This window comes from Brevibacillus sp. SYP-B805 (assembly GCF_011059135.1).
Lineage (GTDB): Bacteria > Bacillota > Bacilli > Brevibacillales > Brevibacillaceae > Brevibacillus_F.
In genome coordinates this window covers 22,414-45,044 of sequence record NZ_JAALGD010000022.1, presented here as the reverse complement: position 1 = coordinate 45,044, position 22,631 = coordinate 22,414, and the positions used below count along the sequence as shown (strand labels likewise).

Sequence of the window (22,631 nt, the reverse complement as noted above, 5' to 3'; positions counted from 1 at the left end):
AAGGAGAAAATGACAACACACAGGACATTGCGGGAATGAGGGATATCATGGGCAACAGGTTGCGCTCCAACATCATGGCGGCGGACAAAGGCGTGGATATTATCGGCGATGTGCATGCCTGCCATGAGGAATTTCTGGAAATCCTGACGCTGTTGGGGTACGTATGCGGCGCGGACGGGCTCTACCGCCATCCCGAAGGGCGCCTGCTGCTGTCATTGGGCGACATCACCAGCCGCGGTCCGCAGTCCATCAAGATGCTGGACTTCTTTCTCCGTCATATCGCGGCCGGCCTGGCAGAGATGGTGGACAGCAATCACGGATGGAAAATTGCCCGCTGGCTGGATGGCCGAAAGGTGACGCTGGCGCATGGCGATGAGAAGGTGGAAGAGGAGTTCCGGCGGTATGAGGCGGAGGTTGGCCGAAAAGAGGCGCATGAGCTGCGGGAGAAATGCCGGGAGATGTTGTTCGCCTCTCCGTCGCACATGCTGCTGAAGCTGGAGGGACGCACGGAAGCGGTCGCCGTCCATGCGGGGATTCGGGACGAGTACATCGGCAAGGAAAGCCCCGCCATCCGCAACTTCTGCCGGTATGGCGATGTAGCGGGCATAGGGGCCGATGGCCGGCCGATTCGGAAAGACTGGACGGAGGAAAGAAAGCGTTCACACCCGCTCATTGTGTGGGGGCATGATCCAAGACCGGAGCCGGAGCGCAAAAACGGGGCGATCAATATCGATCAAGGGTGCGTTTTCGGCGGCTGCTTGACGGCATACCGCTTCCCGGAAGACAAGCTGGTCAGCGTACCGGCCAGGAAGAACTACGCCGGCCAGGAGGCTTGACCCCGTTACCGGCGGAAACAGGGTGCCCCGCCATCCGGAAGCCGCCTCACTTCCACTATATGCGGCAAGGCGTCAAAAGGGACGGGCGATGGGGCAAAATCATGCGAAACACCCATGCGAGTGTGGTAAAATGGAGCGGAAGAAAAAGTCATGACAGAAGGATGATGCGAGAATGTGGCAATGGATCATACCAATCTTGACCCTGCTTGCGGGATTGATCGGCGGATTTTTCCTGGGGGCGTACTACCTGCGCAGGCAGCTCAGCAACATGCAGATGGATGACAAGCAATTGCAGGCGATGGCCCGTTCCATGGGCGTGAACCTGAACCAAAAGCAGTTGAAGCAAATGAGCCGCACGATGAAAAACATGAAACTGCCCAACAAGCCGGGACGAAAAGCGTAAGGAGGGATTCTCTTGGGTGCGACCCGCTTGCGCTATACGATGCTGGGCTTCATCATCGGCGTGCTGATCGTCTGGATGAAAGAGCTGCCGATTTCCTCCGGGGTACGCTTCGCCGCTCCGTTTTACGGGGCGGGCATCGGCCTGTTGATCGACAACATGATCCTGCGCATCAGGCAGCGCAGACAGAAGGATGAGTAGAGGCTGTCCTGCAGGCTCACGGAAGGACGGACTGCGCCTTTGCCGACCATCGGGTAAGGAAACATCCCCTTTTCGCGCCTCACCAGGCGGGAAAAGGGGATGTTGTGCGCAAGGAGCCTTTGTCAGGAGGAAAAGATCAGTTCATACACCATTTTGCTGATGAGGGAGATCGACACGATCAGGAAAAGCGGGCGGACATAGCGGACCCCCGTTTTGACAGCCACCCGGGCCCCGAGCGAAGCGCCTGCCAGCATCGCAATCCCCATTGTCAGGCCGGTCAGGAAGATTAGCTTGCCCTCCAGAATAAACACAAGCAGGGCGGCCAGATTGCTGGCAAAATTGAGAATGCGTCCGTTGCCGGCACCGATGACGAAATCGAACCCGAACAGGAGCACCATCAGAAAGACGAAGAACGAACCGGTGCCCGGGCCGAAAAAACCGTCGTAGAAGCCGATCAGGAACGTCAAGGGGATGCCCCATCCCAGCGTAATGGGGGTGATACCCTTGAACCTGGCTTCCCGTCCGAATTTTTTGTTCACCAGCGTATAGACGAAGATGAGCGCCATCATGACGATGACGAGAATTCGCAGCACTTCGGGAGGAATAAAAAGCACCGTCTTGGCGCCAATCAGCGCACCGGCGAAGGAAACCGGAAACAGGATGGTCATGAGCTTCCGGTCGTATTTTCCCAGACTGATGAACGTCATGGAGCTGGTCGCGGAGGACATGGTGCCCGCCATTTTGTTGGTGCCCAGCGCATAATAGGGATCGATCCCCAAGCCGAGCAGCGCGGGCAGGGAGATCAGTCCGCCGCCGCCGACACAGCTGTCGATGAAGGCGGAAATGAAACCAATCACCGTCAGAATGGCGATCGTGGATAGGTCCAGTTCAAACAAACGTGTCACCCGATTTCGTTCTCTTTGATACCACAAGTCTATCACGGAAGAGGCGCAATGCAAGATATGCTTACTCGAAATATATCGAACGATCATAAAACAAGCAATATTAACGATACTTTAGCAACTCATTTGTTGTGATAGTCGTGCGTATCGTTTATAATGAAGGTGGTAAGGGAACCCATACATATAGCGAGGAGGAGATTACACATGGCACATCAACTGCCTGCACTGCCTTATGCGCATAACGCACTGGAACCGCACATCGACGCGCAAACCATGGAAATCCACCATGGCCGTCACCATGCCACCTATGTGAACAACCTGAATGCGGCGCTGGAAGGCCATCCGGAACTGCAGCAAAAAAGCATCGAAGAGCTGATCGGCAACCTGGATGCGGTGCCGGAATCCATCCGTACGGCCGTGCGCAACAACGGCGGCGGTCACGCCAACCACAGCCTGTTCTGGGAAATCCTGAGCCCGAACGGCGGCGGCGCTCCGACCGGCGCACTGGCAGACGCGATCAACGAGGCATTCGGCAGCTTTGACAACTTCAAGGCGGAATTCACGAAAGCAGCCACCGGTCGTTTTGGTTCCGGTTGGGCATGGCTGATCGTAGACGGCGGCAAGCTGGCGATCACCTCCACGCCGAACCAGGACAGCCCGCTGATGGAAGGCAAAACGCCGATCCTCGGCCTCGACGTGTGGGAGCACGCATACTACCTGAAGTATCAAAACAAACGCCCGGACTACATCGCCGCGTTCTGGAACGTAGTGAACTGGGATGAAGTAAGCAAGCGCTTTGAAGCAGCGAAATAAGCGCAGCAAATCGAATGGAAAACGGCATGCCTGAAGCACGCAGGCATGCCGTTTTTAGATGATTGGAAAGTTCTTTATAGCGCTTGAGTCACTAAGAAAAGCTAGGGCCCCCGCCGACACCAGCAAGGGACCCCACACCGCAAAACATTAGCGATCTCCCAGTGGGGGGAGCGTTCGCTCAAGTCGGCGGGGCTATTTTAGCTCAATTGTATCTCCTTTTCGGGGTCCAGCTTTTTCGCCAGCTGTTCCTCGCCGCGGTGAATCCAGCCGGTGAACGAGTCGCGGATCTGCAGCGATTTATCCAGATAGACGACGGCCACGAACATGTAATGGCTTTTGCCCTGGAACCGCGCCCGATAGCGCAGGTCAAACCATCGGACCTCAAAGCCGAAATCGTGCGCTTTCACCTCGACGTGGGCGTAGCTGGTGAAGGAGAGGAAAGCTTTCACTTTCGGATCTTGTTTGGCGATGGCGATCATCTCCGTCTCTGGCTTGATCGCGAAGGTGTCCAGGACGATCGCCTCACCGCCGTGCAGTTCCCCCACGTGCCAGTGCTGCTCCGTTTTCACCAGAAACGTCCACTGGTTCCAGGAGTGGGTGGGAAACACCGTGTAGGTTCCAGGCAGGCGCAGGGACTGCTTCACGCTCTCGATGGCCCGGTTGCGCGCCTTGAAGCGGAGGACGTAATACGCGGCGATGCACAGATAGATCGACAGGAAGAGGGTGCCTGGTTCCGCTCCACCGAGCCACAGCATGAATCCCAGCAGATGCATGACGAAGATGAGCGGGTCAAAGATGAAGATCATATTCCAGGCAATCCACTTGCGCTTGAACGGGGAGAGGCATTGGGTGCCGTAGGAATTGAACAGATCGACGAACACATGGAGAACAACGGCGAGGAAAATCCAGGCAAGGAGATGCCCCCAGGCCGCCTGCGGCATGATCGCCTGAATGAGGCCAAACGCTGCCAGCGTCCATACGATCAGGGCGGGGATGGAGTGAGAGAGACCGCGGTGGTGGCGAATATAGGCGGCACTGCCGAAGATGCGGGTAAACCCGTCCAGATCGGGGGCCTGTGAGCCGATGACTGTGCCCAGCATGACGGCTTCGGCCAGACCGGGCGTTTGGGCGACAACGGGATCAAGATGGGCAAGGCCAGCCAGACCGAACCCCATGGCGAAGTGAGTGGCGGTATCCATGAAGCGTGCTTTCCTCCTTTGAGCCGAACGCTGCCTTTCTCCTTATTATAACGTGATCAGGAGCCGATTTCCTCCTGCATCACGGAAAAATTCGCATGAATCGGCTTGTCCCCCTCCCCGGGTTTCGCTACGATGAAAGAGGTCAACGAGACAAGGAGGCGGTCCCAGTGATTACGGTATTTATCGAATACAAGCTGCTTGACGGCCGACGCACCCAGTATGCCGCGCAGATCGCCGCCATCAAGCGGGAGACGGAAGCGCGCGGCGGCCGCGGTTACCGGTGGTATGAAGGGGTGGAGCAGCCCAACCTCTTCGTCGAGACATTCGATGTGGATACCCTGGAGCAGTACGAAGCCATCAAGGCGTGGCGTCTGGGTGACGCCGCATTTGCGGAAAACATCGCCGGCGGGACGGCAAAGCTGCATATCTGGGCTTTCCGGCCGCTGGCGGCAGGGATACAGGAGTGAATCATGACGACAAGAAAAAGAACCGATGCGGTTCCGAAAGTGCCGGATGAGTTTCACGTCTTTGGGTTTGCCCGCGATCTGTTGGCCTGGTATGACGAGCAGAAGCGGGATCTGCCCTGGCGCATCAACCGCGATCCCTACCGTGTCTGGGTGTCGGAGATCATGCTGCAGCAGACGCGCGTGGAGACGGTGAAACCGTATTTTGAAAATTTCATGCGGAAGTTTCCGACGGTCGAAGCGCTGGCCGATGCGCCGGAAGAAGAGGTGTTGAAAGCGTGGGAGGGGCTTGGCTACTACTCGCGGGCGCGCAATCTGCAGGCGGCGGCCCGCGAAGTGAAGGAGACCTACGGCGGGGTTGTCCCGGACACGCCGGAGGAGATTTCCAAGCTGAAAGGCATCGGCCCCTACACGGCGGGAGCGATCCTGAGCATCGCTTACGAAAAACCGGAGCCGGCCGTTGACGGCAATGTGATGCGTGTTTTCTCGCGGCTCCTTCTGATGCACGACGATATCGCCAAGCCGGCCACCCGGATCAAAATGGAACAGCTGATCCGGCAGGTGATTCCCCAGGGGCGCGCGGGGGATTTCAACCAGGCGTTGATGGAGCTGGGCGCGCTCGTTTGTCTGCCGCGAAACCCGCAATGCCTGACCTGTCCGGTGTTTGACTATTGTCTCGCCCGGCGGGAAGGGGTCCAGGAGGAGCTGCCCGTGAAAGGAAAGGCCAAGCCGCCTCGTCCGGTCAGCTACCTGGTGGCCGTGATCAAGCGGGAGGATGCGTACCTGATCACCAAGCGGCCGGAGCAGGGGCTTCTCGCCGGCATGTGGGAGTTCCCCATGGTGGAGACCGAGCAGGTGGAGTGGGCGGAGGATATCCTGCCGGATGCGCTGCAGCAGCGCTACGGTCTGGACGTAAGCGTGGAGCAGCCGCTGCTGCAGATCAGGCACACCTTCTCCCACCTGCAGTGGCACCTGCATGTCCACCTGTGCGCCTATCGGGGGGGAAGCGGCCAACTGCCTGCCACCGCCCGGTTTGTCAGCGGGAACCAGCTGGCCGATTATGCGTTTTCGGTAGCGCACGGCAAAATCATCCAATACTTGTCACAGGCCGCTTTCACCCTCTGACCTGCATACCCAATATTTGGTATAATGGAGGCGATGCAGAAAGGGGGGCACTTATGCAGAAACGGGTGATTCTGGCGGGCGGGTCAGGCTTTTTGGGCCAATCCCTGGCCGCGTATTTGACGCAGAGAGGGTATGACGTGGTGATCTTGACCAGAGGCGGCTCCCGTGACGGGCAGCCGATTCGTTACGTGCAGTGGGATGGGGAGCACCTCGGAGAGTGGGCGCGGGAAATAGAGGGGAGCCATGCGGTGGTCAACTTTACCGGCAAAAGCGTCAACTGCATCTATACCAGGAAAAACAGGGAAGAGATCATGCGCTCCCGCCTCCAATCCGTCAAGGTGCTGACCGATGCCATTCTGGCGTGCGAGAACCCGCCTCAAGCCTTCGTTCAGGCTGGCTCGCTTGCCATCTTCGGGGATACCCGGGCGCTCTGCGATGAGGAGTCACCCCATGGTACCGGCTTTTCCGTGGAAGTCTGCCAGCGTTGGGAGGAGGCCTTTTTTGAAAGGGAGCTGCCGCTGACGCGCAAGGTGCTGCTGCGAATCGGCTTTGCGCTGGGGAAGAACGGCGGTGCGCTGGAACCTTTGATGAAACTGGCCAAGTATAACCTGGGAGGAACGGTGGGATCGGGCCGGCAGTATATCAGTTGGCTTCATCTCGACGATCTGAATGAGATGCTGCTGTGGGCCATCGAAAAGGAGAAGATGAGCGGCATTTACAACGCCACAGGGCCCAATCCGGTTACAAACAAAGAATTCATGCGCACGCTGCGGAAGGTGATGAACAAGGGATGGGCTCCACCGGCGCCGTCTCCGGTCGTCTGGCTGGGCGCCTATCTGGTGATGCGGACGGAACCGAGCCTGGCGTTGACAGGGAGGAACTGCGTGCCCAAAAGGCTGCTGGAAAGCGGCTTTACCTTTCGATACCCGGATTTGGAAGAGGCTTTGCGCGATCTGATCCCGCATGCGTCAAGCGCTGAGATGCCGCGATGATGGCCGAAGCGGCAGTCTGTGCACACTGCTGCCACAGCTTCCATGCAAACACCGCCTTGCCGCAAATCGGGCAAGGCGGTGCCGGTTGTCTGGGTCTCTTTACATTCTGATACAGTATACCGGAAACCGGGAAATCAGTTCCCAGCGCTGCTGTTCCAGTTCCCGGAGCGTTTGCTCCTGCCGGTATCGCAGAGCAAGCTCTTCCGGGGTATAGGTTTTCCGTTCAATGGTAATCGTAAACAGGATCATCGGGATTTGCACGCGCCATTCCCTCCTCTCCTTCTGTCATTCGCCAGTCAGGTTCCATCCAGCGCTTTTGCTCCCGTGAATCTCATCAATTGACGACGTTGACGTCTTTTCATCAAACATTCCCCCTTTTGGATCCATGATCAAACCGAATGGTTGGGTTAGATGCGGCTGACAAAGTTGGGATAATGAGCCGCTGCGAAATGGCGGGTCTCTTCAATTTGTTGCAGGATCCGTTCGCGTTCCAGAGCCGCGATACACGCTTCCGCAGAAGAATCGTTGCGTTCGATTTTCACGGTGAAGAAAAGAAAGTTGAATACCATCGTCATCACCTCCTTTCAAGGCTTCGTTTCCGTAGGGATGCAAAAAGGCCGCGGGTACTTTCAATCTCCTGCGGCCTTTGGCTGGAAATGGATAGAAAAAGGCCGCGGGTGGCAGCACCTGCGGCCTGTTCGGGCGATTGTACAAACGGATGCAAGAAAAAGCGTCTGTTTATTGTACGCCGAACAAGGAGGTACTACCGGTTGAAGTTGCAATTCCATTGACAAAAGCAGCAAGCATGCCCATTGTTTTTGCAGTCATATCGGTGTACCTCCTTTCCAGATCAAGTATGTACTCATAGAATATGGGAAAATCTTCCCTTTGTAAAGGGAAAAAGGAAATAAAAGTATTTTCAAAAAAATGCAAGCGCTGCCATCTCGTATCAGGCGGGATTCTGGTCACCGCCAGGAATGGATGAGCGAGCCACCCGCCGCCGTCACCGCCGACCGGACTTTGCCATATCGGCTGCTTGTTCCCTCTCCCCCGTGCATGCGATCCGCTCCCGGGTCGGCGAAGGCCGCTCCCCGTCCCTCCGCAGCGAGTGGTTCTTTTCCTGGAATTGGAAATGCTTTATTTATGGTGCCGGATGTGCAATAGTAGAAAGGAGCATTTTTAGTACCTGATGATAGTAGCTGCTGGATAGGAGGAAATCGCATGAAGCATCATGGCAAAGTAGCGCTCGTCACCGGGGGAACCCGGGGCATCGGGAAGGCGATCGCCCATCAACTGGCGGATCAGGGGTACCATCTGGTCCTGAATTATCTGCGCAACCGCACGGCGGCGAGGGAAACGGCGGCCGAGCTGGAGGCCAAAGGGGTGCGCGTACACCTCATCAAGGCAAACGTGGGAGATGTCGGCAAAATCAAAGAGATGTTTGCCGAAATTGAACAAGAGTTCGGCAGATTGGATATACTGGTGAATAATGCGGCATCCGGTGTTCTGCGCCCGCTGATGGAGCTGGAAGAGAGCCATTGGGACTGGACGATGGAGATCAACAGCAAGGCGCTGCTGTTCTGCGCGCAGGAGGCTGCCAAGCTGATGAAGAAAACGGGAGAAGGCGGCAAGATCGTCAGCATCTCCAGCCTCGGGTCCATCCGCGTGCTGGAAAACTATACGGCAGTGGGTGTCTCCAAAGCGGCCCTGGAAGCGCTCACCCGCTATCTGGCGGTAGAGCTGGCACCGTACAACATCGTGGTTAATGCAGTGTCCGGCGGCGCCGTGGATACGGATGCGCTGCGCCATTTCCCCAACCGGGATGAGCTGCTGAAGGCGGCGGCAGAGCGTACACCGGCAGGCCGTATCGTCGAACCGGATGATCTGGCGAATGCCGTGATGTTCCTGCTCTCCGACAAGGCGTGGATGGTACGCGGCCAGACCCTGATCGTCGATGGCGGCATCTCGCTGCTGACCTAAGGCAGGGTCTTGGGGGGATGATCAGCAGACAAACCTGTTTTTCTGGTGTAAAATAAAAGGAGAAGCTAGCTAAGGAGGCCAAGTATGCTGATTCGTACGTTTCGCCTCGGTGACTATGCAGCCATCATGCGCATCTGGGAGGAAACCGGTTTAGACCGGACGGAAACGGAGTCACTGGACGCTCTGGCCAAACAGCTCTCCTGGGACAGCGAGCTGGTCATGGTTGCCGAGCAGGATGGAGAAGTGGTTGGCGTTGTTGTTGGCACAATCGATGGGACAAGGGCGTATTTTTATCGGTTGGCCGTGCTGCCCGAGCGCCAGGGAACAGGCATCGGACGCAAGCTGGTGGAAGCGCTGGAAAACCGTTTTCGCCAACGGGGGGTTAACCGCGTTCTGATCATGGTGAATCAGGACAATCCGGAAGTCCTTCCCTTTTATCATTCGCTTGGCTACGAGCTTCAAAAATATGTTACACTTTCCAAAAAGCTCTCTTCTTACGCATAGGATTCGGCCTTGAACAATATGCGGACGGCTGTGGAACCCTTCTGTGGGGGATGTCCGCACATTTTTTCATGATCCCCGCCACAGAGAAGAGAAGAAAGGGGAGAGTCATGTCGCCAGCTCCAGGAACGACGATTCGCATCGAAAGTTACAAGCATGACCAGTCTTTGCACCGTATCTGGGATAAGACCACGTTGATCCATACCAGTGACGCCGTTGTGATCGGCGGCAATGACCGCGTGAAAGTGACCGAGTCAGACGGCCGGGAATGGCGGACGCGTGAGCCGGCCATCTGTACGTTCGGGCGCGGGCAGTGGTTCAATACGATTGCCATGATCCGCGATGATGGCATCTACTATTACTGCAATATCGGTTCCCCGTTCAGCCTGAAACAGAATCTGCTGACGTATATTGATTATGATCTGGATGTAAAGGTGTTCCCCGACATGACCTACACCATTCTGGACGAGGAAGAATTCCTCCTGCACAGCCAGCAGATGAAGTATCCGCCGGAAGTGATCGCGCGGGTGCAGGCGGCGCTGAAGGAGGTTCTGGAGTGGGTGCATGCGCGGCGCGGCCCTTTTCAGAACGGTTTTGTCCAGCGCTGGTACGAGCGGTACCAGCTCGTGCGGGTTGATGAAGAGTAGATCCCTTTCCCGTTTGGCGGGAGAGGGATTTCGTTTGTTGGGGATGTGGACGGCGGCTGGCTGGAGCGGGTGGGTTTTCGAACCGCATCGATCGGTGTAAAATGTTCGGAAGGGAGGGGTGACCGTGAGCAGTGTCAGACGGTATTTGGCATTTGTCATGCCCTATTGGAAACAGATCGTGTTGACCATCTTCATCGGAATCATCAAATTTTCCTTGCCGCTGTTGATTCCGCTGATCATCAAATATGTGATCGATGACTTGCTGCCGGGGGCTCTTCCGCCAGGGGAGAAGCTGAACCGGCTTTTTTGGCTGATGGCGGGGGCCTTCCTGATTTTTACCGTGGTGCGGGTGCCGGTGGAGTATTACCGGCAGTATTTCGCCCAGTGGGTCTCGAGCCGGATTCTGTATGATATCCGCAACCAGCTGTTCGTTCACCTGCAGCGTCTGTCGATGCGCTACTACAACAACCACAAGGTGGGGGAAGTGATCTCCCGTGTGATCAATGATGTGGAATCGACGAAAAGCTTCATCGAAACGGGCCTGATGAACCTCTGGCTCGATCTCATCACCATCCTGCTTACCGTCGGGGTCATGCTGTACATGAATGTGCCGCTGACGATGGCCGCTCTGCTTGTCTTTCCCCTGTACGGCTTTTCCGTCAAATACTTTTACAAGCGTTTGCGGGAGCTGACGAAGGAGCGTTCGGCCGCGCTGGCCAGGCTGCAGGGACATCTGCACGAGCGGGTAAACGGCATCTCCGTCGTGCGCAGCTTCGCGCTGGAAGGATATGAAGAGAAGCAGTTTGCCAAGGTGAACGATCATTTCCTGCAAAAAGCGCTGGCCCATACCAGATGGAACGCCTGTACGTTTTCGGCGGTCAACACGGTGACGGATATTGCGCCGCTGCTGGTGATTGGCTATGCCGGGTACGAGGTGATTCAGGGCGGGCTGACCGTGGGAACGATGGTGGCCTTCTATGCGTATCTGGAGCGGCTGTATACACCGCTTCGCCGTTTGGTCAACTCTTCCACGACGCTCACGCAGTCGACCGCGTCGATGGATCGCATGTTTGAATTTCTGGATGAGCAGTACGACATTACCGACCGGCCGGGAGCGGTTGATCTGTCTGTCGATCCGGCGACGGGACGGATTCGGGGGGAGATTCGCTTCGAGGATGTCTGGTTCCGCTACCGGGAGGATGGGCCGTATGTGCTGGAGGGGATCAATCTGACCATTCAGCCGGGCGAGACGGTGGCGATCGTCGGGATGTCCGGCGGCGGCAAATCGTCGCTGATCAGCCTGCTGCCCCGTTTCTGGGATGTCACCTCCGGCCGCATCACGATTGACGGCGTGGATATCCGGGATGTGAAGCAGCAGAACCTGCGCAGCCACATCGGCATGGTGCTGCAGGACAACATTCTGTTCAGCGAATCCGCCCGGACCAACATCATGATGGGCAACCCCGATGCGACGGAAGCGGAGATGGTGGCCGCTGCGCAGGCAGCCAATGCGCACGATTTTATTTGCGAGCTGCCGGAAGGGTATGAGACGGAACTGGGCGAGCGGGGGGTGAAACTCTCCGGCGGCCAAAAGCAGCGCATCGCCATCGCCCGTGTCTTCCTGCGCGATCCGGCCATTCTGATCCTGGATGAAGCGACATCTGCCCTCGATCTGGAGTCGGAGCGCCTGATTCAGGAATCGCTTGCCCGCTTGTCCAAGGGGCGGACGACGATCATCGTGGCCCACCGCCTATCCACCATCACCCATGCGGACAAAATCGTGGTGATGAAGGAAGGGCGCATCGTGGAGATGGGAAGACATGAAGAGCTCCTGGCGCTGGAAGGCGTGTACCACACCTTGTGGCATGTGCAGGACTTCGGCACCCCGGCGGAGGAAGCGGCGGTGAACGGCGCCTGACCGGCCGCGTTCCCGGCGTGGAACACAGCGACGCATGGCTGATGCGGATGATGGCAGCCTGGCGGAATGGGAACACGCCGTACCGTCCCTCCCTGCCCCTGATCTTTCTTTTCATCAGCCTGATCGCGTTTCTGGACGGCTGGGCCGGCCCTGCGCAGGATGGGTTGGTGCCGCGCCTTGTCGGACCCGGGCACTTGTTGAAAGCCAACGGACTTGTCTCCATGGCGGTGCAGAGCGTACAGTTGATCGGCTGGGCAAGCGGCGGGCTTCTGGTCTCCGCGCTGGGCAGCGGCCGTGTGCTTTGGCTGACACTTTTCCTGTACGTGATCGCCACCTGCCTGATGGGAGCCATTCGTCCTGTCGAAGTTCATCCCCCCAAGCAGCAGTCGGCACGCACAGCCCGCAGTACACGCCAGGAGGAGTGGCGGATTCTCCTTCATCATCCGGCGCTGCGGGTGATCGCCGTGATGGACGTACTCGACGGGCTGGCGGGAGCCGTATGGATCGGCGCCATCCTGCTTGTTTACGTCAAGCAGGTGTTGGGCCAAGGGGATGAATGGTGGGGGTTCATCAATGCCAGTTACCTGATCGGAACGATTGCCGGAGGCGTCCTGGTTGTCTCCCTTGGTATATTGGAAAGTTTAATATCTTTAAAGCGCTAAAGCGAAGTAAGAAAGGTTGGGGGCCCCCGCCGACACCAGCGTTAGCTTAAGTCGGCGGGGTTTCTCTTCATTTGGCCCGCTGCATCATTGCAGGCACCGCCTGCACCGGGATCTTAACCTTCGCGTTCGGGGTGGTTGGCGTGCCGGTTGCGGCTCTTCTTCTTTCCTTCGCCATCGGCCCTTTCTACCAACTGCAGCAAGTCGCCAAACAGACAGCGCTGCAGCTCAGCGCGGAGGTGGGAGTGCTGCCGAAAGTCCTCGCAGCGAAAGGTACGGTCGATACGCTGGTTTTTGCCGCCTCGGTGTTTCTCATGAGCTTTTTGGCGGATCAGTTCGGGGTGTCCGCCGTCTATGCGGCTGCGGCCGTGCTGCTTGGCGGGGCCGCTCTGCTGGGAAGAAGGATACGGCTGTAAAGGCAAGGCTGTCGGCAGCATTTTTCCTACACAACCTCCACCACTTTTCCAAAAGTTTTCCACAGTTCTCTAATGTAAATCAAAAAGAGACAATCTACACTGAAGCTGTGCCTAAGGTACACAACTTTTCTTCAGAAAGGATGATGGAACATGTGGAGTAAGGCAAAAGTAGGCATGCTGCTGGGAGCAATGGCGACGGCACTCAGCATCGGAGCGCTCGGAAGCGTCTACGCCGCTGACAGCCAAACGCAACCGACCGCCGAGCAGCAAATCACAAAACAGACATTCCACAAGTTTGCCCCGGGCGGCTGGTTCAAAGGATTCAAGGGCGGCAAGTCCTATGCGGATAACGCAGATCTTTTGGCCCTGCTGAAAATCGACGCAGCCAAGCTGCAGGAAGCATTGAAGGCAGGCAAATCGCTGGCGGACATCGCGAAGGAGCAGGGGGTAGCGGAAGAAGACGTGATCGCCCTCTTGACCAAACAGCAGGAAGAAAAGCTGGCGGAAGAAGTGAAAAACGGCAAGCTGACGCAGGAGCAGGCCGACAAGCTGAAGGCAAACAGCGCCGAACGAATCAAGAACATGGTGGAGAATGTCCACGAAGGAAAAGGCTTGGGCTTCATCGGCTTCAAGGATAACGCGGATCTGCTGGCCCTGTTGAAAATCGACGCAGCCAAGCTGCAGGAAGCATTAAAGGCGGGTAAATCGCTGGCGGACATCGCGAAGGAGCAGGGGGTAGCGGAAGACGACGTAATCGCCCTCTTGACCAAACAGCAGGAAGAAAAGCTGGCGGAAGAAGTGAAAAACGGCAAGCTGACGCAGGAGCAGGCCGACAAGCTGAAGGCAAACAGCGCCGAACGAATCAAGAACATGGTGGAGAATGTCCACGAAGGAAAAGGCTTGGGCTTCATCGGCTTCAAGGATAACGCGGACCTCTTGGCCCTGCTGAAAATCGACGCAGCCAAGCTGCAGGAAGAATTGAAGGCGGGCAAATCGCTGGCAGACATCGCGAAGGAGCAGGGGGTAGCGGAAGACGACGTGATCGCCCTCTTGACCAAACAGCAGGAAGAAAAGCTGGCGGAAGCCGTGAAGGCGGGCAAGCTGACGCAGGAGCAGGCTGACAAGCTGAAGGCAAACAGCGCCGAACGGATCAAAGGGTTTGTCGAGAATACTCATGCAGGAAAAGGCCGGGGCTTCATCGGCTTCAAGGATAACGCGGACCTCCTGGCCCTGCTGAAAATCGACGCAGCCAAGCTGCAGGAAGAATTGAAGGCGGGCAAATCGCTGGCAGACATCGCGAAGGAGCAAGGGATAGCGGAAGACGACGTGATCGCCCTCTTGACCAAACAGCAGGAAGAAAAGCTGGCGGAAGCCGTGAAGGCGGGCAAGTTGACGCAGGAGCAGGCGGATGAAAAGCTGGCCCAATTCAAGGAGAAAGTGAAACAATTCGTAGAGTCCCAACGGACAGCACACAAGGAATCACAGTAAGACACCCGCTGGACGAGGAGGATGGCCTTCCTCCTCGTTTCCAGGCCTTGATCGAGGCTGAGGGCAGGCAGAAGATGCTGGAATCTCTGCCTGCCTATTTTGATCATTAGGAATGTTAAAGCTCCTTCATGCGAGGAAGCCGCAAAGAAAGGTCGGGGGCCCCAGCCGACACCAGCAAGGGACCCCACGCTGCGTAGCGTAGGGCAACGTTGGGTGGGGGAGCGTTCGCTCAAGTCGGCTGGGTGATTTTCAAATCTATTTCAAAAAATCAAATGGTTTAATAGAGGGATAATTATGGAAACAGCTACATACTTGTTTTGTGTTTAAACAAGAAGGAGGAAGCCAGTTTGAGATCGGGCAAAATCAAGAATATCGCGGTTGCCGTTACCATCCTCAGTTTGCTTGCGGGCTGCTCCCCCCAGCAAGGCGGTATGGGAGGCAGAAACGGCCAGATGCAAAGAGCCGTGCCCGTCGAAGTGAAAAAAGCCGTACAGGAGGATTTCGGCATCAAATTGTCGCTGAGCGGGCGCGTCGAGGCAAGCCAGCAGGTCGAGCTGACTTCCAAAACCGCAGGGCGGGTTCAGCAGATCCATGTGAAGGTCGGGGACCAGGTGAAGGCGGGGCAGCCGATCGTCACCCTGGACGGGGAAGAGGCCCGCATTCAGCTGCAGCGGTCCCAGGCGGCGCTGCTGTCTGCACAGGCCAGGTACAAGCAGGCGTTGGAAGGCACGCCGGCCGAGACCCTGGTGCAGAGCCGGAATTCCCTGGCCGACCTGCAAAACAAGTATGATGCGGCCAAGAAAGAGCTGGAGCGGAATGAAGCCCTCTTTAAGGAAGGGGCCATCTCCGCGGCGGACCTGGAGAAAGCGAAATCGGCATTTGTCAGCGCCGCAACCAATCTGGAGAACCAGAAGCAGAAGCTGAAGCTGGATGAAAAAGGGCCGACCCAGGCGGACATCGATGCCGCCACGGCGCAGTTGAAGCAGGCGGAAGCGGATTATGAGCTGGCCCGGCTGAATGCCTCCAATCTGGTGGTGAAAGCCCCCATCGACGGCACCGTTGGATCGCTGCCGGTCACCGTCGGGGCGAACGTTTCCAGCAATACCGTCATCGCTTCCATCATCAATCTGGCGACCATGGTTGTAAAAACGGAGGCGACCGAAAGCCAGGTCGGCCTGTTCCAAGCCGGTCAAACCGTTGATGTGAGCGTTCCCTCCGTCCAATTCGCCACCAAAGGGAAAATCGTTTCCGTAAGCCCGCTGGCGGACACCAGCAAAACGTATCCGATTGACATCGAAATCGCCAATCCCGGCTTTCGGATCAAGGCCGGCATGATCGCGTCCATCGAGATGACCGGAGCGGCGCACAAGGCATTGGTGGTTCCGCGCGAGGCGGTTATCGCCCGGGACAAGGAGTTTTACGTCTATGTGGTTGAGGAAAAGAAGGCGAAGCAGGTTCCGGTCAAAGTGGGGGAATCGGACGGGCAGCGCATCGAAATTCTGGACGGCTTGAAAGGCGGAGAAGACGTGGTCGTGAAGGGCCAAAACACGCTCGTTGCCGGATCGCCCGTGGTCGTGATCGATCCGAATCAGCCGGTGAACGGGCAGGAGAACGCGCCGGAAAACAACCAGGGCAACAAGCAGCGCAGAGCGAGTTCAAAAGGATAGGTGATCCCCATGCATATATCTGATCATGCCATTCGCCGCCCTGTCACGGTGATGATGGGTGTCCTCATCGTCATTATCTTGGGAATCATCTCATTGACCCGCATCCCGATCGATCTGTATCCCCCGATCGAAATTCCGACCGTGGCGGTATCGACCAGCTATTCCGGGGTCGGCCCCGAGGAGATGGAGAATCTCGTCACCAAACCGATTGAACAGGCTGTGGCCCAGGTCGCCGGGATCAAATCTGTGCGCTCCGTCTCACGGGAAGGCTCCTCGCAGGTAACGGTTGAGTTTGACTATGGGGCCGACATGGACGAAGCGTTTACGGAGATTCAGCAAAAGGTGGAGCGGGCCAGACGCTCGCTGCCGGACGATGCCGACGCGCCGACCGTCATGCGGTTCGATCCGAACAGCACGCCGGTGCTCACCCTGGCGATCTCGGCCGATATGGGGCCGGATCAGCTGCGCTCCTTTGTCGACGAACAGATCGTTCCCTATCTGGAGAGGGTGAATGGCGTAGCCTCCGTGACGGTGTCCGGCGGAATGGAGCGAGAGATCAAGGTCCTGATCGATCAAAGCAGGCTGGAGCAGTACGGCCTGACGATATCGGATATCAACCAGCAGCTGAGGAACCAGAACATCGATTCACCGGGGGGGAAGGTAACCGAAGGCGGCACCTCCTACACGGTCCGTTCCATCGGCAAATTCACCTCGGTGGACGATATCCGCAAGGTGGCCATCCCCTTGAAAAACGACGGCCATGTTCTTCTGGGGGACATTGCCGTCGTGCAGGAAGGCTACAAGGAAGTTTCCATTGACAACCGTTTGAACGGCCAGCCGACGGTTTCCCTGTCCATCATGAAGCAGTCGGGAACCAATACGGTGCAGGTCGTTGACGGGATCCATGAAGAACTGAACAAGCTGAAAACAACCCTGCCTGCCAATATGACGTTTTTCACCCTTTCCGACCAGTCCCAGTTTATCCGTGCCTCCATCGATACGCTGGTGCACGATACCCTGGTCGGCGGGGTGCTGGCGATCCTGATCATCTGGCTCTTCCTGAAGAGCATCAGCAATACCCTCATCATCAGCACGGCGATTCCGATCTCGGTGATCGCCACGTTCGCCCTGATGTTTTTTGCCGACATGTCGATCAACACCATGAGCCTGGGAGGATTGACGCTCGGGATCGGGATGATCGTGGATGACGCCATCGTCGTGCTGGAAAACATCCACCGCCATCGGGAGAACGGTCTGCCCATCAGCAAGGCAGCCGTGACGGGAACGAAGGAAGTTGCGATGCCGGTGATTGCGGCCACCCTGACCACGGTTGCCGTCTTTTTCCCCATCGTTTTCGTGGAGGGCGTGACGGCACAGCTCTTCCGGGATCTCGGCGTGACGGTCTCCTTTGCCCTGTTGGCCTCGCTGGTCGTGTCGCTGACGGTCACCCCGATGCTCACCGTGAAATGGACGGCCGCACATCTGCAAAAAGCGGCGGGCCGCGGGGAGGAACGGAAGGCCGCCAGCAAACATTCCGTGTATGGACGGCTGCTCGCCTGGTCGCTCAGCCACCGCAAAACGGTCGTGGCCGTCGGGATTGCCTCCCTGCTCGCCGGGGTTGCCCTCGTGCCGTTCATCGGCATGGAATTAATGCCCACCACCGACCAGGGACAGGTAAGCATCTCCATTTCGCTGCCGAACGGAACGGAATTGGAGAAAACCCAGGAGACCCTGACCGTGGCGCAAACCATCGTCTCGAAGATTCCCGAGGTGGAGACGATCTTTACCAGCCTTGGCAGCGCCAGTGCCATGCGGGGCAACAACGCGTCAAGCTCGTCAGCTTCCCTTCTGCTGATTCTCTCCGACCTTTCCAAGCGGAAGCGCACGACCGCGGAGATCGTGGAAGAGATCCGGCAAAAGCTGAACCGCTTCCCGGGAGCGAGAGTCAGAGTGAGCGCGGCGGGAGGAATGGGAATGCCCGGTTTGGGCGGGCAGGGCTTCGGCGGAGGCTCCGCCCCGATCGCCTACGCCGTCAGAGGAAACGATGAGGAAACGCTGACAGACCTGGCCCAGCGGCTGACGGCGGCGATCGCCGAGGTGGACGGCGTGCGGGAAGCCGACAACACCCTGGAGGAATCCAGTCCCGAAATCCAGGTGACGCTCGACCGCGTGAGAGCGGCCGAGCTGGGGGTCACGCAGGCGTCCCTGTCAAGCGCGATCCAGGCGGCCCTGCGCGATCAGGTGGCGACCCGATTTGAAACGGGCGGCACCGAGATCGATGTGACCGTCACGACCAACCGGGAGCGTGCAGCCAGCATGCAGGATATTGAAAACCTGCTGATCAACACATCCAATGGGGAAAAAGTGCAGGTGAAGGATGTGGCGACGGTTTCTCTCGAAAGCGGCCCTCCCTCCATCCAGCGCTACAATCAGGCACGGGTGGTGACGGTGACCGCCATGCTTGCCCCCGGCCGCGATCTGGGAAGCGTCTCCGAGGAAATCAACAAGATCGTGGCAGCGTTTCCGACCCCGCCCGGCTACGTGATCGAGCAGCAGGGGGAAAACCAGCAGCTGGACGATACCACGCGCAGCATGATCCTGGCCTTTATCCTTGCCGTGGTGCTGGTTTACATCATCCTGGCGGCCCAGTTTGAATCGCTGGTCTATCCGCTGTCGATCATGCTCTCCGTTCCGCTCTCGTTCTTCGGAGCCAGCTTCAGCCTGTGGGTAACGGGACGTCCCCTCAGCATTCCGGCATTTATCGGGATTATCCTGCTGGCCGGGATTGTGGTGCGCAACGCGATCGTGCTGATCGACTTTACCAACATCCTGCGCAGACAGGGCGTCAGCCGGACAGAGGCGATCCTGACGGCGGCCCCGATCCGGCTGCGTCCCATTCTGATGACCACCTTGTGTACCGTGTTGGGACTGCTGCCGCTGGCGCTGGGATTTGGCGAAGGGGGCGAATCCCAGGCACCGATGGCGACCGTGGTGATTGGCGGACTGCTGTTTTCCACGCTGCTGACGCTGGTGGTAATCCCGGTCGTCTATACCATTCTGGATGACATGGCAGCGCGGTTGAAAAAAGTTGTCCATATTTTCCTGCCTTTTCGGAGGATGAATCCTGCTAGTATAGAAAAATAGAAGAGGAACGACAAGTGGCATTCATCGGATGCCACTTTTCCACGAAAGAAGGGATTTGCAGTGCGTATTTTGGCCGTAGAAGACGAGCGCTTGCTGCTCCAGGCCATCTCCGGCGTCCTGCGGGAGGAAGGATATCAGGTCGACTGCGCCGACCGGGGCGACGAAGGGCTGCTGCTCGCCGAGCGCGGCATTTATGACCTGCTGATCCTGGACATCATGATGCCCGGCCTGGACGGTTTGTCGATCGTCAAACGACTGCGGGCGAAAGGGAACCTGACGCCGGTGCTGTTTCTCACCGCCAAGGACAGCGTCGAGGCCCGCGTGGAGGGATTGGATGCGGGGGCCGACGATTATCTCGTCAAGCCTTTTGCCGTGGAAGAGCTGCTGGCCCGCACGCGGGCGCTCCTGCGGCGCAACGGCAAGATCGGCATGGAAGGCGAGCTGTCGTACGGACCCATCTCGCTGAAAACCAATGAACACGATGGCTATGTGGATCAGCATCCGTTGAAGCTGACCAGCAAGGAATATGATTTGCTGCAGTATTTCCTGCACAACCGGGAACAGATATTGACCCGCGACCAAATCTTCGACCGGGTATGGGGCATCGACTCGGAGGCAAACAGCGGGATTGTGGACCTGTACGTCCACTACCTGCGCAAAAAGTTGGCGGACCACGGCTGCGACCACTACATCCGCACGATCCGCAACGTCGGTTACATCCTGAAGGGACCCAAGGAGCATGTTTAGAAAAACCCAGATTCGCCTGGTGACCCTCAATGTGATCGTCTTCGTCCTGCTGTTGAACGGCCTGGGAACCGCCTTGTACGCCTCCATTCACTACCGCCTGTTTTCGCAGGTGGACCAGGAACTGCTGCAGATCGGCAAGCGAGTCAGCCAGGCACCGCTGCCGGTGCCGATGCTGCGTTTTGAGAGAAGAAAGGGGCCGAATATGGATCGCAGGATTGTGGTCCTGCTGTGGGATGAGCGCGGGCAGATCTATCGCAAGGATGCCGGCGAAGCCATCGAGCAGGAAGACCTGCTCAACTTCCGCCCCGAAGCGGACGAGGAACGCATTGAGACACGGACGGTTAACGGCCAGCCGTACCGGGTGTATACCATCCCCGTCAACCCGGCAGAAGTGGAGGACGGGCCGTGGAGAACGGTCCGGTACATTCAGCTCATCTGCAACCTCGAGCCGGAGGAAAAGATGCTGGAAACCCTGCTCTATGTACTGGGAGCCGGCGGGATCGTCAGCATCATCATCGCCGTTGTCGCCGGACTCTTTCTGGCCAAACGGGCGCTGGTGCCCATTCAGCGGTCCTGGGAAAAGCAGCAGCAGTTCATCGCAGACGCTTCCCATGAACTGCGGACGCCGCTTTCCGTGATTCTGGTCAATCTGGAACGCTTGTTCCGCTATCCCGATCATACGATTGAACAGGAAAGCGAACATATCTCCGTCAGCATCCAGGAGACCAAACGATTGAACAAGCTGGTCTCCGATCTGCTGACGCTGGCCCGTTCCGATTCCAACGAGCTGCAGATTATGAAGGAACGGGTCAGATTGGACGAGATCGTGCAGAACAGCGTGCAGACCTTTGAGCAGCTTGCCGTCCTGAAAAATATCCGGATTCAGACCAGGATTGAGCCGCCTGTAGAACTGATGGGGGATAAAGAACGCCTGCAGCAGTTGATGGTCATCCTGCTGGATAACGCGCTGAAATACTCGCATGAAGCGGGACGCATTACGGTCACGTGCAGGCGGGAAGGAAATTGGGCCACGCTGGCGGTGGAAGACACCGGCATCGGCATTCCCAAGGAAGACATCGCCTTTATCTTCGACCGGTTTTTCCGGGGGGACAAAATGCGCTCCCGCGAAACGGACGGAACCGGATTGGGGCTGTCGATCGCCAAGTGGATTGTGGAAGCCCATGGCGGCAAGATTCGCGCGGAAAGCGAAGTGGGGGTGGGGAGCACGTTTACGGTGTCGCTCCCGTGCAGAGGGCATCGGTGATGTACCGTATATCACGCAAAAACCAGTCCAACCCCTCAAATGGGGCAGGCTGGTTTTTTCTTTTGTCAGGCGATTGCTGCTTCCAAACCTGCCCTATACCCAAACCAGTATGGTTGTGTATAATGTAAAAATATGGTTGATTTCGAATGGGAGTGAATCTATGAAACGAATCCTGACCATTCTTGCCGCTCTCCTCCTCTGCTCTTTCGGAGGGAATGATACGCTCGCCAATTCCAACCAGGGGTCACCTGCTGCGGAGAGAACGATCATTTACAAGGTGTTTACCGACCCCAAGAAACCCGCCCAGATCGTGGGACGATTGACCCCGATGCATTGGGCGTCACTCTCTCCCGGTGAACGTTTTCTCTATACCGAAAGGATTGATCCAGCGACCAATCAGCTTTCCTATTACGTGTTTGATTTCGCCTTGCAGCAATTCACACCTCTGGCTGGGCCAGGGACATGGTACCCCAAACACGATTTGCTTGTCATCGTTGAGGGTAACCATTTCGTCCTGTATAACCCCGAAACCCGGGAAAGACGTGAACTGGCAGTGTTGGAAGACGCCTCTGCCATCGTGGATATGGTTGTGTCCCCGGATGAAAAACATCTAGCCATTTTGACAAGAAAAGATCTTTCCCAGGAACACCAGAAACAAGCGGCCCTCTATATCCTGGACCTGGAGACGTCAGCGGTGACGCTTCGGGACTCGTTTACGGTTGATGTGTATTGGAAGGAATATCACGAGAACAAGTTGTATTGGCACCCCGACTCCCAACATGTGTATTACTACGGACAATGGGAGCAAGCACCATCGGCCAAAAAATCATTGATCAAACGACTGGATATCACCTCGGGAGAAACACAACTCTCAGGTGGTCGTGATTTCCCGTCTTTTTCGCCTGACCTGAGCGTTTCCGTTGGCTATGCGGGGAATGCCATCCTGCTGAAGGATCTGGCAGGAAACGTTGTGAATCTGGGAGAAGGGTCAAAAGTAACCGATATTCATTGGTCTCCGATGAGTCATGCGTATGTGGGCGTCCAGCCCCTCGGTCCTATTGGTGCAGGAGCTGACGCCAGAGAAACCATCCGGTATCAGGATAAGTCCCGTTTCTTTTATTTTCCTGCAATACCGTTTGCGAAATATTGGGATAACCTCCGATTTGTCGGCTGGGCAAGGGATGGAAAGTCTTTTTATGTCGCTGATCTTGCACCGATCCCGTATGAATGGCACAGTTGAAACAGGGGAGCCGGACAGGCTCCCCTGT

General features: G+C 57.2%; 23 protein-coding genes. 19 read left to right on the top strand and 4 right to left on the bottom strand.

Annotation, left to right across the window (positions count from 1 at the left end):
- The first annotated feature begins 47 nt into the window (after positions 1 to 47).
- The 3 genes from prpE to G3578_RS19850 all read left to right on the top strand — a co-directional run bounded on the left by prpE (position 48) and on the right by G3578_RS19850 (position 1,437).
- Positions 48 to 836 (top strand): bis(5'-nucleosyl)-tetraphosphatase PrpE, encoded by a 789-nt coding sequence (gene prpE / locus G3578_RS19860; RefSeq protein ID WP_241254730.1) that lies wholly within the window; start codon positions 48 to 50, stop codon positions 834 to 836.
- 172 nt (positions 837 to 1,008) lie between these two features.
- A complete protein-coding gene (locus G3578_RS19855; RefSeq protein ID WP_165215386.1) occupies positions 1,009 to 1,239 on the top strand; it encodes a YneF family protein in 231 nt (76 codons plus the stop codon).
- Between the two features lie 12 nt (positions 1,240 to 1,251).
- Positions 1,252 to 1,437: a hypothetical protein gene (locus G3578_RS19850; RefSeq protein WP_165215383.1), complete on the top strand. Its 186-nt coding sequence runs from the start codon at positions 1,252 to 1,254 to the stop codon at positions 1,435 to 1,437.
- Between the two features lie 122 nt (positions 1,438 to 1,559).
- Here the strand turns inward: G3578_RS19850 and G3578_RS19845 are convergent, their stop codons facing one another.
- Complete coding sequence (locus G3578_RS19845) at positions 1,560 to 2,333, bottom strand: TSUP family transporter (protein WP_241254731.1); 774 nt, start codon at positions 2,331 to 2,333, stop codon at positions 1,560 to 1,562.
- Positions 2,334 to 2,543: 210 nt separating this feature from the next.
- On the opposite strand from G3578_RS19845, the gene G3578_RS19840 reads away from it, so the two are divergent.
- Positions 2,544 to 3,152 (top strand): superoxide dismutase, encoded by a 609-nt coding sequence (locus G3578_RS19840; RefSeq protein WP_165215378.1) that lies wholly within the window; start codon positions 2,544 to 2,546, stop codon positions 3,150 to 3,152.
- A 197-nt stretch (positions 3,153 to 3,349) separates the two neighbouring features.
- Here G3578_RS19840 and G3578_RS19835 read toward each other — a convergent pair whose 3' ends face one another.
- Positions 3,350 to 4,351 (bottom strand): metal-dependent hydrolase, encoded by a 1,002-nt coding sequence (locus tag G3578_RS19835; RefSeq protein WP_165215376.1) that lies wholly within the window; start codon positions 4,349 to 4,351, stop codon positions 3,350 to 3,352.
- Between the two features lie 167 nt (positions 4,352 to 4,518).
- On the opposite strand from G3578_RS19835, the gene G3578_RS19830 reads away from it, so the two are divergent.
- Genes G3578_RS19830 through G3578_RS19820 form a run of 3 tightly spaced genes read left to right on the top strand, consistent with a single transcriptional unit; the run spans position 4,519 to position 6,932 of the window.
- Positions 4,519 to 4,818, top strand: a complete 300-nt coding sequence (locus G3578_RS19830) for an MFS transporter (RefSeq protein WP_165215373.1) — start codon at positions 4,519 to 4,521, stop codon at positions 4,816 to 4,818.
- A gap of 3 nt (positions 4,819 to 4,821) precedes the next feature.
- Positions 4,822 to 5,940 carry an A/G-specific adenine glycosylase gene (gene mutY / locus G3578_RS19825; protein WP_165215371.1) on the top strand — a complete coding sequence of 373 codons (1,119 nt, stop codon included), beginning with the start codon at positions 4,822 to 4,824 and terminating at the stop codon, positions 5,938 to 5,940.
- Between the two features lie 53 nt (positions 5,941 to 5,993).
- Complete coding sequence (locus G3578_RS19820; RefSeq protein WP_165215369.1) at positions 5,994 to 6,932, top strand: TIGR01777 family oxidoreductase; 939 nt, start codon at positions 5,994 to 5,996, stop codon at positions 6,930 to 6,932.
- 99 nt (positions 6,933 to 7,031) lie between these two features.
- On the opposite strand, the gene G3578_RS19815 is transcribed toward G3578_RS19820, so the two are convergent.
- Both G3578_RS19815 and G3578_RS19810 read right to left on the bottom strand, forming a co-directional pair.
- Entirely contained in the window at positions 7,032 to 7,193 is a 162-nt protein-coding gene (locus G3578_RS19815) for a YrzI family small protein (protein WP_165215367.1), read from the bottom strand.
- A gap of 146 nt (positions 7,194 to 7,339) precedes the next feature.
- Positions 7,340 to 7,501, bottom strand: a complete 162-nt coding sequence (locus tag G3578_RS19810) for a YrzI family small protein (protein WP_165215365.1) — start codon at positions 7,499 to 7,501, stop codon at positions 7,340 to 7,342.
- Between the two features lie 652 nt (positions 7,502 to 8,153).
- Between G3578_RS19810 and fabL the strand changes: the two genes are divergently transcribed.
- From fabL to G3578_RS19750, 12 genes are all read left to right on the top strand, one after another.
- The gene (fabL, locus tag G3578_RS19805; protein WP_165215363.1) at positions 8,154 to 8,912 is read left to right on the top strand and encodes an enoyl-[acyl-carrier-protein] reductase FabL; all 759 of its coding nucleotides are present in this window, start codon (positions 8,154 to 8,156) and stop codon (positions 8,910 to 8,912) included.
- A gap of 84 nt (positions 8,913 to 8,996) precedes the next feature.
- Positions 8,997 to 9,416 (top strand): GNAT family N-acetyltransferase, encoded by a 420-nt coding sequence (locus G3578_RS19800; protein WP_165215361.1) that lies wholly within the window; start codon positions 8,997 to 8,999, stop codon positions 9,414 to 9,416.
- 107 nt (positions 9,417 to 9,523) lie between these two features.
- Positions 9,524 to 10,060, top strand: a complete 537-nt coding sequence (locus G3578_RS19795) for a DUF402 domain-containing protein (protein ID WP_165215359.1) — start codon at positions 9,524 to 9,526, stop codon at positions 10,058 to 10,060.
- 157 nt (positions 10,061 to 10,217) lie between these two features.
- The gene (locus tag G3578_RS19790; protein ID WP_165215420.1) at positions 10,218 to 11,978 is read left to right on the top strand and encodes an ABC transporter ATP-binding protein; all 1,761 of its coding nucleotides are present in this window, start codon (positions 10,218 to 10,220) and stop codon (positions 11,976 to 11,978) included.
- Entirely contained in the window at positions 11,921 to 12,640 is a 720-nt protein-coding gene (locus G3578_RS19785) for an MFS transporter (protein ID WP_165215357.1), read from the top strand. Before G3578_RS19790 ends, G3578_RS19785 begins: the two co-directional genes overlap by 58 nt.
- Positions 12,641 to 12,711: 71 nt before the next feature.
- The gene (locus G3578_RS19780) at positions 12,712 to 13,053 is read left to right on the top strand and encodes an MFS transporter (protein WP_165215354.1); all 342 of its coding nucleotides are present in this window, start codon (positions 12,712 to 12,714) and stop codon (positions 13,051 to 13,053) included.
- 150 nt (positions 13,054 to 13,203) lie between these two features.
- Positions 13,204 to 14,541 carry a hypothetical protein gene (locus tag G3578_RS19775; protein ID WP_206529894.1) on the top strand — a complete coding sequence of 446 codons (1,338 nt, stop codon included), beginning with the start codon at positions 13,204 to 13,206 and terminating at the stop codon, positions 14,539 to 14,541.
- 347 nt (positions 14,542 to 14,888) lie between these two features.
- Positions 14,889 to 16,208, top strand: coding sequence for an efflux RND transporter periplasmic adaptor subunit (locus G3578_RS19770; RefSeq protein ID WP_165215352.1), 1,320 nt, complete (start codon positions 14,889 to 14,891; stop codon positions 16,206 to 16,208).
- 9 nt (positions 16,209 to 16,217) lie between these two features.
- Positions 16,218 to 19,352 (top strand): efflux RND transporter permease subunit, encoded by a 3,135-nt coding sequence (locus tag G3578_RS19765; protein ID WP_165215349.1) that lies wholly within the window; start codon positions 16,218 to 16,220, stop codon positions 19,350 to 19,352.
- Between the two features lie 60 nt (positions 19,353 to 19,412).
- Positions 19,413 to 20,099, top strand: coding sequence for a response regulator (locus G3578_RS19760; RefSeq protein WP_165215346.1), 687 nt, complete (start codon positions 19,413 to 19,415; stop codon positions 20,097 to 20,099).
- Positions 20,092 to 21,363, top strand: a complete 1,272-nt coding sequence (locus G3578_RS19755) for a sensor histidine kinase (RefSeq protein WP_165215343.1) — start codon at positions 20,092 to 20,094, stop codon at positions 21,361 to 21,363. Before G3578_RS19760 ends, G3578_RS19755 begins: the two co-directional genes overlap by 8 nt.
- 160 nt (positions 21,364 to 21,523) lie before the next feature.
- A complete protein-coding gene (locus G3578_RS19750; RefSeq protein WP_165215341.1) occupies positions 21,524 to 22,603 on the top strand; it encodes a TolB family protein in 1,080 nt (359 codons plus the stop codon).
- Positions 22,604 to 22,631 lie beyond the last annotated feature (28 nt).